Annotated in this window: 15 protein-coding genes; 14 read left to right on the top strand and 1 reads right to left on the bottom strand. The window is 50.7% G+C overall.

Features of this window, described 5'->3' with window-relative positions:
• Nucleotides 1-50 precede the first annotated feature (50 nt).
• Nucleotides 51-188: a hypothetical protein gene (locus C7534_RS32550; protein WP_158283942.1), complete on the top strand. Its 138-nt coding sequence runs from the start codon at nt 51-53 to the stop codon at nt 186-188.
• A 646-nt stretch (nt 189-834) separates the two neighbouring features.
• On the opposite strand, the gene C7534_RS29280 is transcribed toward C7534_RS32550, so the two are convergent.
• Complete coding sequence (locus tag C7534_RS29280; RefSeq protein ID WP_146206213.1) at nt 835-1,098, bottom strand: hypothetical protein; 264 nt, start codon at nt 1,096-1,098, stop codon at nt 835-837.
• A gap of 898 nt (nt 1,099-1,996) precedes the next feature.
• Between C7534_RS29280 and C7534_RS29275 the strand changes: the two genes are divergently transcribed.
• From C7534_RS29275 to C7534_RS29220, 13 genes are all read left to right on the top strand, one after another.
• On the top strand, nt 1,997-2,467 hold the full coding sequence (locus C7534_RS29275) for a hypothetical protein (protein WP_109787914.1): 471 nt from the start codon (nt 1,997-1,999) through the stop codon (nt 2,465-2,467).
• Nucleotides 2,468-2,592: 125 nt separating this feature from the next.
• A complete protein-coding gene (locus C7534_RS32430; protein ID WP_146206212.1) occupies nt 2,593-2,913 on the top strand; it encodes a hypothetical protein in 321 nt (106 codons plus the stop codon).
• Between the two features lie 129 nt (nt 2,914-3,042).
• Nucleotides 3,043-3,921 carry an SPFH domain-containing protein gene (locus tag C7534_RS29270; RefSeq protein WP_218278092.1) on the top strand — a complete coding sequence of 293 codons (879 nt, stop codon included), beginning with the start codon at nt 3,043-3,045 and terminating at the stop codon, nt 3,919-3,921.
• A 106-nt stretch (nt 3,922-4,027) separates the two neighbouring features.
• Entirely contained in the window at nt 4,028-5,374 is a 1,347-nt protein-coding gene (locus C7534_RS29265) for a hypothetical protein (protein ID WP_109787913.1), read from the top strand.
• A 658-nt stretch (nt 5,375-6,032) separates the two neighbouring features.
• Complete coding sequence (locus tag C7534_RS32425) at nt 6,033-6,431, top strand: hypothetical protein (protein WP_146206211.1); 399 nt, start codon at nt 6,033-6,035, stop codon at nt 6,429-6,431.
• Between the two features lie 191 nt (nt 6,432-6,622).
• Complete coding sequence (locus tag C7534_RS29255) at nt 6,623-7,129, top strand: ribosomal maturation YjgA family protein (protein ID WP_218278091.1); 507 nt, start codon at nt 6,623-6,625, stop codon at nt 7,127-7,129.
• Between the two features lie 446 nt (nt 7,130-7,575).
• Nucleotides 7,576-8,121 carry an SPFH domain-containing protein gene (locus tag C7534_RS29250; RefSeq protein WP_146206210.1) on the top strand — a complete coding sequence of 182 codons (546 nt, stop codon included), beginning with the start codon at nt 7,576-7,578 and terminating at the stop codon, nt 8,119-8,121.
• 60 nt (nt 8,122-8,181) lie between these two features.
• The gene (locus C7534_RS29245) at nt 8,182-8,787 is read left to right on the top strand and encodes an SPFH domain-containing protein (RefSeq protein ID WP_158283941.1); all 606 of its coding nucleotides are present in this window, start codon (nt 8,182-8,184) and stop codon (nt 8,785-8,787) included.
• A 371-nt stretch (nt 8,788-9,158) separates the two neighbouring features.
• Nucleotides 9,159-9,599, top strand: a complete 441-nt coding sequence (locus C7534_RS29240) for a L,D-transpeptidase family protein (RefSeq protein WP_256594841.1) — start codon at nt 9,159-9,161, stop codon at nt 9,597-9,599.
• Nucleotides 9,600-10,070: 471 nt separating this feature from the next.
• Nucleotides 10,071-10,673: a LemA family protein gene (locus C7534_RS29235; protein ID WP_109787908.1), complete on the top strand. Its 603-nt coding sequence runs from the start codon at nt 10,071-10,073 to the stop codon at nt 10,671-10,673.
• A gap of 20 nt (nt 10,674-10,693) precedes the next feature.
• Entirely contained in the window at nt 10,694-11,707 is a 1,014-nt protein-coding gene (locus C7534_RS29230; protein WP_256594840.1) for a M48 family metallopeptidase, read from the top strand.
• 76 nt (nt 11,708-11,783) lie between these two features.
• Complete coding sequence (locus C7534_RS29225; RefSeq protein WP_146206209.1) at nt 11,784-12,176, top strand: hypothetical protein; 393 nt, start codon at nt 11,784-11,786, stop codon at nt 12,174-12,176.
• 309 nt (nt 12,177-12,485) lie between these two features.
• Nucleotides 12,486-15,980, top strand: coding sequence for a response regulator (locus tag C7534_RS29220; protein WP_109787906.1), 3,495 nt, complete (start codon nt 12,486-12,488; stop codon nt 15,978-15,980).
• The last annotated feature ends 562 nt before the right edge of the window (nt 15,981-16,542 follow it).

Raw genomic sequence — 16,542 nt, 5'->3', positions numbered from 1 at the left:
TAGGCGTCGTACGTCCAAGTCCCAGATTTTTCAGGTAGTGCCAGAAAACGATGTCCGACGCCAATGCGTTTCTGCCGCACTTCATCGCCGATTACAACGCACGCTTCGCCAAGGCCCCACGCTCCGATCACGACGCCCATCGACCGGTGCGCGATGACGCAAATATGGAGTTAATCTTCGCTTGGTAGGAGCCGCGGCACCTGTCTAAAAGACTGACCGTGCAGTATGACAAGTTCCGGTATCTGCTCACCGATACCCCACACAGCCGGCGCCTGGCCGGCCGCAATATCCAGATCTTTCATTACCCGGATGGGCGCATCGAGCCGCGCGATGGTGATACCGTATTGCGGCGTGTGCCCTACGACCGGCTGAGTGAAATCAATCAGGGGCAATCGTCGATAACAAACGACTGGGGCATGTGCTACAGGTCGCTCAGGCCGTCCAGGCCCGACGGGACAGCCGATGCGCCCACTCAGCCACCGATATTCGGGCGAAACGAGGCGCCTGCCCCGTGTGCGTGGCCAAATGAGCCCGCGGGATCTGCCTCTCGAAGACATCGCTGAGGCTCTCGGAATGCGTCGAGCCCCTCCCCGTCGCAGCAACGGCAATCGAGCGAAAGGAGTTGAACATGCGCCAATCGATTAGCGCCGAGGCGTTGCTATAGTGGCGGCGGCAAACACTACCCGTTGCGCTCACGCCGTGAGTTGATACGGGTCTTTCGTTCTCTAGGCTCGTTAAATCGTTACGTGAAAACTCAGGGTATCAATGGGTAGAGCGTTGAACTCTAAGGGCTTGTGCCTCGACCCGGCTGCAATTGACAGCTTTCGGTCAGGCTCATCTGCTTTTCCACATCGCAAACAGCATCGCCCAGTCCCCTGGCGCAGCATCGACTAGCGAATCAAGGTAATTCTGTAGCCGGGCCGCTACGTCTGACAGCGACAGCCCCTTGGGAACAAAATCCTCACCGGTAACGATCCCGATCAACGCCTCTGAATCTTCGTCATTGACGCCTTCTGATCCTGCTGCGGCTTCCAGCAAGTAGCGCAGGTGACATGAAATCACAAAAGCCTGGCTCGGGCGTACTTTCGTTGCGTGCACGGCCTAAACAGCGAATGGCCTCAGCAGCACCCGTGTGTAGAAGTTGCGGCTCTTTGGGTCACATAACAGTGAGTCGACGATAGCGTAGCCAATAAGCTTCGTCGTGCGTGCCGTCGCGTTGCTCCATGTGCTCGCTACACCTAACCAGGGGGGGGCGCCTCAGAAAATGGATTTCAGAGTACGGTAAACCGATTTCATTGGGCTAGTCTCCTGTAGACCGGCTGTTGCCGTAATGGAACAGAAATCACACTTCCCCCCTCCAAAACCACGTTGGATGGCGCGATTTGCCTAGTTTTTGGCGGAGATTGTCGCGGATTCGATAAGAAATATTTTTAGTATAGGCAGTAGAAATATCAAAATCTATTCCGGTATAGGTAAGCCGTTTCATAAAAGGTGGTGACTAATCCTCTCGGAGAGAACCTCGTTTTAAAGAAAAGAGTAGTGGACAGTAAAGTATTTAAGACTTTTCACCCATCCAACAACATTGGGCTGACGCTCTCATCAGATTGACAAATGCAAAAAATATTGAAGCCAGGGGATGCTAAATGACTGAAACTCAGAAAAAGAAAAATATAACCTTGATTTTTTCGGCGATAGCCATTTTTTAGTGTTGGTTGCACTTAAGTTTGGCTTGAGCGGACTTGCGGAAAAACTTGAGGATGAGAATATTTATAGCTTGAGCGATTTAAAGTATGACGATAGTACATATAACTACGTAAAGAAAAAGTGTGATGAGGGGCTGCTTTCCGCCAGCAGTGTAAATTGCCAAAACATGCGCATTGCAAGATAGTTGGTTAGAGAGCGGCGTCACAACAGTTATAACCTAAGCGCATTTTATGCTGGCGAGTCGATTTCTATAAATCCTCTCAAATTTTTTATTGAAAAACCAAGGTGTGATATGAGTGATCGAGCAAAAAATAAAAAGCCTTTTATTGATGAGAATTTCGGCATTAATTTTATGTCTGGCTGGTCGCCATTAGCTCGTTGGGCGAGCGTCATACCTGCAACTATCTTGGCATTTATTTTTTTTAAATTTACGATTGGTACAATATCAATTCTATTTGAACATACTTTACCGTTGTCTCTGGCCAACTACCTTTCAGCTATTTTGATTTACGTTATTTATTTGTTTACAGTTCAGATGGGAGGTGCCGCCGCCCCGATGGGGAGTCGAACTAAGGTGGCCGCAACATTGGCTGTGCTTATTTCGGTTGGTTTTGTGGCGCTTATGTTTAGCGCCTGGACACACGTCGAAGGTCACGATGCAATCATACTCATTATTCAGTCACTCGCCGCGGTACTCGGATGCGCTACAGCGGTCCTTCCATTTATTAGGAAAAATGGGGCCGTTCCGACAGAGGCGAAATGACACCAGGATGGGTCGAATACTACGGTAAGTTTTTCAGCCGATTTACTCATCTAAAGCTATAAATTGGCGGATTTTGATTAGCGAAACGAGTTTTCGACACCTCTTTTTTTCGGGGGGGGAGCCTTGTGCTTGGTTCGTTCGCGATGTTGCCTATCCCGGCAGGCTTCACGCTGTGGGTGACTTTTCCAGTGCTGTGCCTTGCTGGATTCGTGTTGATTGCGATTCAGGCCCAATTGGCTGTGATTCGGGCACTCTCTTTAACCGCTTCAGCGTTGTTGCTGCTGTTGGCATTGGCCTGTGTTGCGACGTTGGTGTTAGGGCCTGTTTTATGGCCGAGCGCGCCCACGGAGAGTGCATCCTTATGGTTCGTTCTGGTGGTTAGTACGGTGCTTGGCGTAATTGGCACCGCGTCGTTTGGTCGTGCAACAAAAGGAGCAATGGCATGAGTCTGTTGGGTTTCTTCAAAAAGCAGTTCATTGACATCATCCAATGGACCGAGACCAACAATGGAACACTGGCGTGGCGCTATCCCGTGCGGGAGATGGAAATCCAGAGTGGAGCATCGCTAATCCCAGATGGCGGTGTTCGTCAACGAAGGTCTGGTGGGCGATGTATTTGGCCCCGGCATGTATACGTTGACGACACAGACGCTGCCGGTTCTGACCTATCTCAAGAACTGGGACAAGCTATTTGAGTCCCCTTTCAAGAGCGAGGTCTATTTCTTCAGTACACGGCAACAAATCGACCAGAAGTGGGGCACGCCTCAGCCGATTACCCTCCATGATAAGGACTTCGGAGCGGTACGCCTGCGCACCTTTGGCAACTACGCCTATCGTGTGGTCGATGCCAAGCGCTTTCACACCGAAATTTCCGGCACACGCGGCATCTATTCAGTACAGGATCTCGATGAGCAACTGCGCGGGCTCGTGCTGCAGAGCATCAGTACTGCCATTGCCGTCAGCGGCACTTCCTTTCTAGGCTTGGCGGCCAATCAGGCTGAGTTTGCTCAAGCACTGCAGGCACAGCTAGCCCCCGAGTTCGTCAAGCTGGGCCTGCAATTGGACAGCATGACCGTGCAGAGCATTTCGTTACCCGAGGAGCTGCAAAAAATCCTTGATCAGAAGATCGGTATGGGAATGGTCGGCAAGGACATGGATGCGTTCATGCAGTACCAAACGGCGCAAGCAATTCCAAAGTTTACCGAGGGTGCGAGCCAGGGTGGCGGGATGGTTGGCGATTCCATGGGGCTGGGGGCCGGCGTAGCACTTGGTCAGGTACTGGCGCAAAACCTGGCGCAGGGCTTGGGTGCGAAGTCGCCGCCTTCCGCCGCGGTAGTGAGCCCTGCCGACGTGATGACCTCGCTGGAAAAACTCAGCGAACTTATGTCCAAAGGCATTGTTACGCAGCAGGAGTTCGACGCCAAGAAGACTGAGCTGCTCAAGACGCTGGTGTGAATGACATTCGCTCGCTCTACTGAGTATTTACGGGTTGCGCTGACTCTCTTCTGACGCACGAGCGCCCGTCGGTACTGCCCCTCACTCGATCAACCCCAAGAAAACTATGACCATTGACCTAAAAACGCTGAAATGCGCTGAATGCGCAAGTACCGCCTTGGACCAATCGGGCCTGAACGAATATACCTGCCGGCACTGCCGTTCTGTTACGCGGGTGGAAGATGATGGTGCTGATCACCTGGAGCGCGTACTGAATCAGGTCAAGTATGCGGCTGCCGAGCGGCTCGCGTCCGAGCAGGCCTCAAGGGGCAGAACGGCGCTTAGGATAGTCGGGATTCTAGGGGGAGGGATGGCCATCGTCTTCCTGCTACTTGTCACGCTTGTCAGCCCGGGGAAACAGGACGGTCGACCTTCATTCGGAGCGAGTAGTCTTGAGCAAGACCGCTTAGAGGCATCGACGGTGTACCAAAGAGGCGACGGAAAATTCGCATTTGTTCGTGTTCTTGACTCTGGGAATGGGGAAGTCAACCTATACCGCGTGGTCATCACCGATCTCGATTCGGGCACACCACTTGCTGAGCCTCAGAGGTTCGAGCTTCCAGGTACTCCCGGCGCTCGTCCAGAGTTCCAACATTTTTCAAACGGGGAAATTTACCTCACCTTGAATGGACGGCGCTTGTCCCACCTTGATTCAGCCAGCGCGCGATTTGACGATCTCAACAAAGAGTTGATCAATCGGCATCCGGAGCAATTCAGCATAGGAGTGTCCGCGATTGATTCTGTTTACAACTCCCCGGACGCATTCAAAGTGACGACCAATGGTGGCAGCGTTTATAACGTGCATTGGTTAACAGGAGAGGTAGTAGCGGATGCCAAAAGCTACAGCGATTATATTGACCAACCTTTCGAAAGCTACACGAATACTCAACGGCGGATTGACTTCGCAAGCGTGCCCGGAGCGAGCCTGCTCAGGCCCTCTGTTCTCGTATCCTATGATCAAAAAGTTCGTACAGGCAAATATCAGCAATGGCCTAATCTATCTCTTCCGGGGCCGGGCGATTATCTACGTTCAAAGGATTATCATGCTCTGACCAAAGAGTACGGGTTCAGTCCCTACTCATTCCGTGGAGAAGGGATAACTAATTTTGAGGTGGTGTCACCCGGTGAGACGCGATTCGAGGCGTCAGTCCTGGCCCGGAACGATGCGCGCGTGTTAGTGGCCTATGACCCGACGCCCGTCGAGGACCAAGGTCGAGTGCTTCAATTACTGGACGCAAAAAATGGCAAGGTGATTTGGAGTCGTACTGTCGACCAGTTGCCCCAGATCACGCGTCATGGCAGGTTCGTCAAGGCCTCCCCCCTAGCCTCAGGCTTTTACATCGATTCGAACACCCCTTCCTTACTTATAGATAATGACGGCAATATCCTGCACGACTTTCGCCATTTAAAATGATGATGGGGTTCGTCGCATTAGTTTTTTAGAACCTATAAAGCTAACAGACCAATACCGAAATACAACCTTATTGAGACAAGAAAACTGTCCCATCCGCGCGTCTCAATGAGACTACTCAAATGAGACTGAAAAGGCGATCGCCCACTCGCAATTAATTCCGGTTCACGACACTCGCTTGCAGGTCGAACCGGATGAATGCAGGCTCATTCGCAAATAATCCGGGTTTGGCCGCTCAGATAGACTCAATTAATTCCGGTTGAAAAACGCGATGATTGCAGGTCGGAGGGTTTATAAGTGCAGGTCGCTACATCTACTCGATGACGAGTCAATACTAATATTGCGCTCGATTCGGCGTGTTTTATATTCCTCATGGTGAAGCTCCCTGATTACCCGACTCAATATGCCGCTTGTCGGCAGGAGGCGCACCCTAAGCTAAGAGGTGGGTACTTGGCGCATTCGGTAGGCTATTTGGCGCAATCGGGCGAAATTAACATGAGCGCATACCGTTATGATATAGACCGTATAGGCCGGTCAATCCTCGCTTTGTGAGTCTTGCAACGGTAGTTTTTTAGTGTGCTGAACTCCGCTGTTGGTGGTGAGTTTTCTCAGTTCTAGCCGGTAAAGACAAGATTAGTATTATGTATCATTTGGAGAGGATATGTCTCGTCATAGCTGTGGAAAAGTTGCGGTTGTATGCAAAAATGCAGGTGCGCTTCTTAGATATGCAGCCGCGCTGAATGATCTGGGTTATTTTACTCTTAGCTTGTGCGGTTCCGCTTCAGAGCTAATTGGAATGTTCAAAATGGGAAAACAATTCGAATATGTGATATTCGATGGATTTGATCTGGGCGTAGATGCGCAAAAAATGAAACAAATCGTGGGGTGCGCCACAACTACATCGATCATTACAGTTTCGGATGTAAATTCAATAGAGTGCAGAGGGATATTTCTTTGGGCCAAACAAAATAAAATACCATTATTGGGCGTGCTTCAAGCGCCGTTTCGTCTGTCGGAACTCCAGTCATTGATGGGGCGCGAAATGTTGTTTGCGATGTGATTCATCTTTTCATTTGTGCTGAAATTTTTTGTTATTGAGCGTATCGCCTCCTCGTAGGTTCTGAAGAAATTTGTTTCTAGTGAAAATAGGGCTTCATTCGACAGGCTTTGCCCATGAGTCATCGAATAAAATAGGGGATGGTCGTAACTACAGGACGCTCATTGCGGCGCTAGCATGGGGTTACGGAACTTATGACGATTCCGGATTGGCGATCACTGAAAACCATACTCAGCCATACGAAACTGCTTAGGATGTTCATTCCCCCTCAAGCGGATCGCCCCCCCTCAAATGGTAAAAACATGAAAGCTCGCTTTAGTCGCAGCTACTTCGCGTGCAGCATTGCCCTCTTGTTGTTGATGATTATTCTTGCGACATTAGGTGCCAGATGGGGGTGGGTGCGTGGATTTGCCGGAGACATGCTTGCGGTGATGTGTGTGTACTGTACGTTCGGAGCGGTTTTGATCGCATCGCCAATATCGCGCGCCTGTGCCGCGCTCCTGATTGGATTAGGTGTTGAGTTTGCTCAATATGTAATTTCAGCTTGCGATCTTCAAATATCGAACCGGGTTCTGAGAACTATTATTGGTGCGACTCCAGATTGGTGGGATGTAGTGGCGTATGTGCTCGGCGCCTTGCTGGTGCTTAGCCCAAGCAAAATTGTACGACTGATTGCTAGACGGTGCACAACCGCTCATTGATGGAAAAAATGAAATCTACAAGGGTTGCCCAGACACGTTATTAAACGTTTGTATATGTGCCACAATCCGCTTTTTTAAGTTTGGCAGTGTGATTAATTAATAATTGTTGAGCGCCATTCATGCTTACGCTCATGTCGCACTTGAACTCTGATGGTTTTTGAGTAACTGATATTTTACTGTCTAGACAAAGCCTGCTGCGCAAGGTCGCGCGGAATGGTAGATCTTATCAGTGAGGGTGTTTTTTTATCGAAAGCCGGAAGCGCCGCAATAACGCTCGTCTTAATTTTTGACGTAGGTGTGCGCTATCGCTAGTACGTGGTGCGCAGTCGATGCTGACTGCTATGTGGCCAGAGATTAAGTCTTAATTGATTTGGCAGTGATTGATAGGGTTTCTCGGAGTTTATATTGCGGGGCTTATTGTAAAAAATAGTCACTAAGGAAAAGGGTTGCCTGCTTTGACAATGCGAAATGTCAGTGTTGTAGCGGTATTGGTGCTGGCTTGTGGTTACGTCTCTAGCGATATGTTTTACTCTGTCAATGCTCAGGAGTTCGGCATAATTTTGCGCAATGGAAGATTGGTGGGCACGGCAATGCCGGGGCCTGGGTGGAAATTACCGTTCGTCGATAGCGTGGTGTCAATCTCAATGCAGGAGAATATTACAAAATGGGATTCTTTCCAGGCTAGAACAAAGGATCTTGATGTAATAAACATTGACGTTTCTGTCAGTTGGCAGATTAAGTCCGTGAATGCAATTGATCTTTATAAAAAATATGGTGAGTTGGAGGGGGTGGATAATGCGATCCTTGTTCCAAGAATTACTGAGGGCTTAAGGGTGGCAATCTCACACTTGTCTACGATGGATGCGCTAAACAAGCGAAAACTTATCAGCGCAATAAAAAGCCACATAGATCGCACGTCGTTTAGTCCGGTAACTATTAATCGTGTTTTTGTTGGCAGTACCCATGCTGAGAGTATTCATTATTCGGATTAAACCTTCATGGTGAGGAGATGCGTCATTGAGGGGGGGTATTCATATGAAAGGGAGAGTGGGATGAAAATGGTCTCGCGACATAAAAAGGTATTATTTATAGTATTTGGATTTGTTATCTGTGCGTCGCTCTCGTTTAAGTATTTACTACTGGTGTTTTCGGAGCATGAACGCGGACTGCACCTGCGTAACGGGGAGGTAATTTCCGTCGATGGTCCTGGTTTGAGCTGGCAGGCGCCCATAGTGGATAATATAGTTTATTTTTCGACCAAAGCTAATATCTCCGAGTTGACCGCAATTCATGCCTACTCTTCGTCCGATAAATACGCCACATCAGAATTTACCGTGGATGCCTCGATAAGTTGGCGCGTTTCACCAAATGAAATTTCAAATGCTTACATTCGCTACGGTGATGAGGGGGCTATTGAAAGCGCTATTATAAAGCCAATAGCAAGCGAGGTGATTGGATCGGTATTATCCAAATATTCGGGTATCACATTAATGGAAACTCCCGAATTATTTATAGATGATGCGAAATCCGCAATCAGGCAGTCCATCGGAGCAATAATTGAAATTGACGATGTCAGCGTAGCAAGTATTAGGTTGTCGGAACTGGATGGCTCCACACCGACGGATGTAGAGGCTGGGGCCACAACAACATCAAATTAATCGGTATCCGATCTCGAAAATGTTGGCGCTGTAATTATGACTGATTAAGCTAAATCAAAAAAAACGATGCTGGTATTTATCTTGGAAGCGGTTGTTTAGGTGGTAGTGACTTTTCTCCTCAGTAAGCTGTCGTGAAGACACTGAGGCTCTACAATTGGATGGCTTCTTTATGTTTGAAGATCTTTCGGGTGTTAGTTCTATAGCTTGTCTGGTTCTGCTGAATGTATCCCGGGCGATGGTTTGACGAGACGCTTAAGGAATCTATGTGTTAAAACGAATTTTTGTCTTAGTGCTATTTTTACTAATATCGGTATATGGGGTATACGAAAATTATGGGGCGTGTGGGCGGAGCCCCCGTCCCAGGTCATGAGATGGTTAAGACCGGTAATTCTGCCGATTTGATAACCGTCAATAAGCAAGAGAGACAAATGCTTTTATGGCGTAAAGGTGTGTTGCTGGCCAAGTATCGCATTGCGCTTGGCGCTGCTGCGAATGGTGGTGCAAAGGAACAAGAGGGGGATGATAGAACACCTGAAGGGCGTTACTTTATCGATTGGCGCAATCCAAAATCAATGGCCTACCTTAGTTTGCGTATCTCATATCCAAATGCGATTGATTCAATGCGCGCCCGTGAAAATGGGTATTCGCCAGGCGGTAATATTATGATTCATGGTTTGCCCAACGGATGGGCATGGTTTCAGCCGTTTCACTTTCTGTGGGATTGGACGGATGGTTGCATCGCAGTAACTGACAGCGAAATGCGTGAAATATGGGTATTGGTTCCTGATGGTACGCCCATTGAAATAAGGTAGGGCAGGGGTTTATAGGGAAGTTATCGGAATGCTATCCCGGATAGCATCAATCTATCCGCTGCTTGGTATTGTGCGCTAACTAATTTTATGCATCGGGGCGGCGTTGTAGCGTTGTTGCGGGACTGAGTTAAAAGGTGGAGTTAAGTTTGGAATTAATGCAAGGGGGGGGGGGGTGTGTTTTGCGAATTTTTCGTATTGTGTTTTTTTGGCGGGCGTCATTTGTTAAACATGTCAGTTTGTCAATTTCATGGCGCGATTAACGGCCGAGATAGAAGTGGTAGTTAGTTGTAAATCAACCGTGGTGACGATCTGTAACCTGGTGGGTCGCTAGAGCATTGTTATCAACAAAGTTTCAAAGGTTGGCGCGATCTGTCTCAAGTGTGGCGTAAGCGGTCGCGCGCTTCGTGAGCGCGGCCTGTATCTTTGGGGCGCTCCGGAGCGTGCTTTCTGGTCTGCCTCAAGGATCCCTATATGTCTTTCGCTAGCATCGTCATTGCAATCATTGTTGCTCTACTGTTACTGCTCTATGTCATTATTATCTACAACAAGATGGTGACCCTGCGGAACCGTTTTCTAAGTGCCTTTGCCCAGATCGAAGTGCAACTCAAGCGCCGCTACGACCTAATCCCTAATTTGGTGGAGGCGGCCAAGGCCTACCTAAGCCATGAGCGCGAAACCCTCGAGGCAATCGTTGCCGCGCGCAATACTGCGCTCGCGGGGCTCCAGGCGGCTTCAGCTCAACCAGGTAATCCTTCGGCGATGAGTCATTTGGGCCAAGCCGAGGGGAGCCTTGCGAGCGCCATGGGACACCTGAACGTGACAATGGAGGCCTACCCCGACCTAAAAGCCTCGCAAAACATGGTGCAACTCAACGAGGAACTGACCAGCACAGAAAACAAGGTGGCGTTCTCACGCCAAGCATTTAACGACGCAGTCATGACCTATAACACCTATAGGCAGTCCTTTCCCCAAGTCTTGTTGGCTAACCTGTTCGGCCATAATGCCGATGCCAGCTTTCTGGTATTTGCCGATAGCATACAGATCCAGGACGCTCCTAAAGTGATGTTCAGCTAGCCCGCACTTGGAGTGAGATAATGAATTTTTTTGAACACCAAGACCGTGCTCGACGCCATACAAGCCTTCTGGTGTTATTGATGGGCGTGGCAGTTATAAGCCTGATCAGCCTCGCCAGCGGGGCACTCATACTGATTCTGCATAATCAAAAATCCATGTTGGTTGCGCTCACTGATTGGCAGTTGGTAGGTGACGTAACTGTTGTGGTATTGGCGATGGTTTTAGGGGGCAGCCTTTATAAAGCGGCACAATTGCGGGCTGGTGGTAAGAAAGTTGCGGAACGACTTGGTGGGCGGCTGCTCAGCAACGAATCGAAGGATGTGGATGAGCATCGAGTGCTGAACGTGGTGGAAGAAATGGCCATCGCATCAGGAACATTGGTACCCGCTGTTTACCTGCTGGAAGACGCTGCGATCAATGCTTTCGCCGCCGGATGGGCGCCTCAGGACGCCGTTATCGGTATCACCCGAGGCGCCATGTGCTTACTCAATCGCGAAGAGCTGCAAGGTGTGATAGCGCATAAGTTCAGCCATATTTATAATGGTGACATGCGACTCAATACCCGCCTGACAGCGATAGTTCACGGGCTATTGTTGTTAGGTTTAACCGGTACGCTCATTTTGCGTACGGCGTCTTATCGCCGTTCATCATCGAACGATGACAAGAAAGACACCAATTTCTCCCAAGCGATCATGAAGGTCGGCGGGACTCTATGGGCGCTGGGCTACGCAGGGACATTTTTCGGCAATCTGATCAAGGCCCGTATCAGTCGTGAGCGGGAGTTTCTTGCGGATGCGTCGGCGGTGCAATTCACGCGCACTCCTCAAGGTATCGCCAGTGCGCTAAAGAAAATCGGCAGTCATTCCCAGGGCTCGACCTTACAGGCTATCCATGCGCAGGAGTTCAGCCATCTGTATTTTTGCGACGGAGTAAAGGCTGGCTTGGGCGGTATGATGTCCACCCATCCTCCACTGGCGGTACGCATCACCGGATTGACCCGCAATGGGATGCTAGGTAGTCCTAGCAACGTTTGACGGCATTTTTTGAGGGGGTTATCCGCTCCGAGGTGCAAAAATTGAAAAATGAATTCTTGGTAATTGGGAGGCTTAAATGCAACTTGAGCGCTATCAAAAGACGCGAGATCTGCGTGGTCGCGCTCAAACAGAGACGTGCGATTCGGGCGGATTTGTAGCTTTTTGGTCTGATCACAAATACGTTTCGGCGCGCGATCGAGACGGGATGGAATGGCTGCTCAAACACGGGACCGTACTTCGGGACATTGAGGCAGGCGACGAAGGCTTGATGCGCATTCATCAATCTCGCTTGGTGCGGCGCGACAGCGTGGATGATCTATTGCGCATCCGGTACCGGAACAGTGTTGACGGGTTCGGGGTGGCACGTGTGCTAGGACATGAATACCGTTTTTCACGCGATCATTGGCGTAAATTAATCAGGCAGCGACTGCTGGAAAGTGCGTCGAAAGTCCAGGTTCAGATGCGTTGATTATTAAGGTCAACTAGCAAGTCGTGGTTGCCAAATATGCGAGCTTTAGTCGGCGAAAATTACGAGTTATTTTTTTCTGCTAGGAGCATGGAACTCCAGATAACTATCTGATATTTCTAGGCGTCGCTTGAGCCATAGCGGGGATCGTCAAATAAATCGGGCCAAGAATCAGGTTTGCGCTCACACAGTTAGTCGCAGATACATGGCACTTGGCATTGGCCTGGAAGTTCAGCGTCCCCACGATGAGAAAAACATTGAAGACATATAGATCCAGAACAGCTTTAAAAACGGAGTGGATTCGCCGTTCGTATGCGAAAAAGCATGCAGTTAGCACTTCGCGCAAACACAGATTCAATCTATTCCCTATGGTTTCAATGTGAAAAGCTAATGCGGATAAAAACACGCCTCCTAATTTATATCGGCATTTGGACTTTATCGCTAGCAGGCTTGCTTGGCTGGATGGCCCAAGCCCAATGGCGGGAATACGCCTACAACCAACGTGCGGTGCGAGATGTCGAGCGCGCGGGGCTGGCACTTAAGGTATTTGAAATGGTGTCCCGAGAACGGGGGCCGACCAACGCCATGTTGGGCAGTGACAACCCTGCATTGAGCAGTCAGGTGCAGGCGTTGGCCGTCGCGCGCAGCAATAGCGACGCGGCCATTGCCCAGCTGCGGACTAGCATTCAGCAAATAGCTGGGTTTGAGGTCGCAGGTCAACTGGCAGCGCTGGATCGCTTGGGAGAAACCCTGGCGCAAGCGCGCTCGCGTGTCGACGAGTTGATCGCGCAATCTTTGCCCCGTCGCAACGGCGATAAGCTGGATGCTGTCATAGACGGGATGATCGCCGTTGCGACTCAGGCTTCGCCCATTGTCAGTCGAATAGCGCAGCCGGTAGAGCGTTACGGTACGGATTTAAACGATGCCGTCGTAGCGGCTCTAGTCGCCGCTGAACTACGCGAGCAGGCCGGTCAGCTCGGCTCGCAATTTACCCGGGCGCTGGCACGGCGCGAAGCGCTTACGCCAGGAAAATCCACGGTCATTGACCGTATTATGGGGCAGCTCGACATTAGGCGTGATGAAGTGTTCAGTCGCACTAGTCGCTGTTGCTCCAGTCCGACTATCTCAACTGCAATCGCCGGCATGGATAAACAGTACTTTGGCGCAGGCCTTGGCCTGGCGGGACAAATGCGCCAGAGCTGGCAGGATAATGATTTGCCCACCCTGACTACTGGCGAGTTTGCGGCGCGATACGTTCCAACTATGGACTCCATTCTGCAAGTGCGGGACAAGTTGCTGGAGGCGGCGACGGAAAAAGCGCAGGCCAATAGCCGTGCTGCTGGTAACAACCTTATCCGGCTGGCGCTGCTGGCTGCGCTTTTGATTGCGCTACTGATTGCTCCTGTCATCTTTTTTGTGTATCGCCTGCTTAATACGCTGACCGTTTCCGCAGGCATCATCAAGGCATTGGCTGTGGGGCAGTTGGAAATCGCTATTCCAACACCGAAGCGGCAGGATGAAATTGGTGATGTCATGCAAGCTATCGCCGTACTACAGAAAAATAGTGTGGATCACCGCAACCTGGAAGATGAACGCCAAGCGTTGTTGGCTGAACAACAGGCAATCGTTATCGCCGCACCCTATGGTATTGCGATGGTGCGGGGTATGTTGATCGTACAGGCCAATGCACGGTTGGATGAATTGCTGGGGTATGCCCCGGGTGAGCAATTGCAGCGCTCTCCATTGATCTGGACGGACCAAATCATGTCAGTAGAGGCGATGATCCAGTTAGACCTCCATGTCCGCGAGACACTGGACCGCGGAGAGATATTTCACCAGCAGATGCAGTTTTGCCGCAAGGATGCCAGCCGCTTCTGGGCCAGCGTGAGCGCTCGGGCTGTCGCGCCAGGGCATCTGTCCTCCCGGGGTTCAATTTGGATTATCGAAGATGTTACCGCCCAGCACGCAGTGGTTGATGAGATGCGTCAAGCGAGGTTATTGGCCGAGGACAGCGCGCGTATCAAGGCCGAATTTCTTGCCAATATGAGTCATGAAATTCGCACGCCGATGAACGCCATTATTGGCATGACGCATCTAACGTTGATGACGGAGCTAAGCGAGCGCCAGCGTGACTACCTTAGCAAGGTGCAAAGCTCCAGCCAGCACCTGTTGGGCATACTTGACGACATTCTGGACGTTTCAAAGATTGAGGCCGGCAAGCTTGAGTTGGAGCTTCGTGACTTCAGCCTGCTCCAGTTACTCGAAGAGGTACTTGATCAAGTACGTCCCCATATTGCCGAAAAAGGCCTCGATATGCGACTCAGTGTCGCTGTGGATGTACCGGAACGTGTGGCTGGTGATCCGCTTCGTTTGCGGCAAATACTGCTTAACTATCTGAGTAATGCGGTGAAGTTTACCGAGCGTGGGCTGATTCGGATCGAAGTGAGGTTGCGTCAAGCCCTAGCGGATGGCTCGTTGTTGTATTTCAGCGTGACCGATAGCGGAATTGGTCTTTCGTCCGAGCAGGTAAAACTCATCTTTCAGAGCTTTCAGCAAGCCGATACCTCCACGACAAGGCGCTTTGGGGGTACGGGGCTGGGGCTAGCAATCGCCAAACAACTCGCCGAGTTGATGGGGGGGCAGGTAGGTGTTGAGAGTGTATTGGGTGAAGGCAGCCATTTTTGGTTCGAGGTCCGTCTACAGTTGGCTCGAAGCGCGGTGCCTGAAGGCGTAACCGTCAGGGACCCACTTGGCGATTGGAGAGTGGTCGAAGGCACGCGAATCTTGTTGGTTGAAGACACCGAGCTAAACCAGCAGGTCGCCTCTGAGTTGCTGCAGGCGGTGGGTTGTCGTGTGGATATCGCGGCAGATGGAAGTCTGGCGCTGCGCCGGTTGGCAAAGGAGCGCTATGATCTGGTGTTCATGGATATGCAGATGCCGGTACTCGACGGTCTGGCGGCCACGCGCCTGTTGCGCCAACAGCCTGGCTTGAGCACGCTACCGGTGATCGCGATGACCGCCAACGTCAGGAAAAGTGATCACGAGGCGTGCTTGGCGGCGGGGATGAACGATTTTGTCAGCAAACCCTTTGAGCCACAGACGCTCTACGCGGCCTTGCAGCGTTGGCTCCCTGGAGCGCTGATCTATCAGGAGCGCGCGGTGGTGTCGCTGTCACCACCAGTGCCGATGATGGGTTGCGCTAACGCCGATTTGAATATCGAGGGTTTGGACGTGGCTGCCGGTTTACGTCGGGTGCAGGGCAAGCACAGCATGTATGCAGACTTGTTGCAACGCTACCTGGCCGGCCAGAGCTCCTTGATGTCGCAGCTGAGTGCTGCGTTAGCAGTCGGCGATTTGGAGAAGGCGCAGTTGTTGGTCCATAGCTGTAAGGGCATATCCGCTACGATAGGTGCCAACACCGTCGCGCAAGCGGCCGATGCACTGGAACAACTGCTGCGCGCAAAGCGGCCTCAGGATGAGTTGCATATCTATATAGAGGCCTTTGCTGGGCCACTGGAAGTACTATTGGGAGAACTCCGCAAGCGGTTATCTCTCTACGTCGAGGTTGAGCATGCACCTTTAGTGGTCGATGCCGTCGAGTTACAAACAGTCTGCCAGCATCTCATTGTCCTCCTGGGTAGTTTTGATATCCAGGCAGTTGACTACTTTTCCATACACGCGGATCTTCTACGAGGCGCATCTCCCACCAGATTCCAGCGACTGGAGAACGCGGTGAAGCTGTTCGATTTTGATACGGCGCAGGTTTGCCTTAGAGACATTTTACTGGCCTATGAAGCAGGGGAATGAGTGTTAGGAATGTAGGAGAGCATGCACTAATAGCAGTAAAAAGGCGCGACTCAGAGGTTTCAACAATCAACAGCATTAAACGAACTGCAACCTACATCTGTGCCTAGGAAGCTGAAGGACCAACGTGCCGAAACCATAATAGGCTGGTGGATCTTTCGATTAACAAACGGTTTATTGGATGATGTGTCTGAGTAGGGTAGAGCACTAGCGAATTATGGAGCCGCTATGATGCAGGTTGCTGCTAATGCTACCGCCAGGGAGGTGTTGAATTCGTTAATATGTTGTACAGAAGGGTGAAGCGTAGGAAATGCAGCCATCCTGAGGTGGATAGTTAATATACCCGCGTGTGGGTTCAGTATGAGTTGATGAGTTAACACTACAACTCAGGAGCAAACTGAGGTGAACCTAAAGCTATCGTGCTCTTCAAGACGGATACGATTGACTCAGCTTACATTGCGGAGTGGACATTTCTGTACGTCCAGCAGATCGGATTGCTGCTCGGGACTAATCCATTGCGCATTTGGCGTTGTACAGGGCGGCAATCTAGCAAGCTGCGTCGCGA

Origin of the sequence: Pseudomonas sp. OV226, from assembly GCF_003148705.1 — a bacterium.
In the GTDB taxonomy this organism is placed as follows: domain Bacteria; phylum Pseudomonadota; class Gammaproteobacteria; order Pseudomonadales; family Pseudomonadaceae; genus Aquipseudomonas.
Note: the sequence above shows the minus strand (reverse complement) of the source record. Positions and strands in the feature narration are given on the sequence as shown.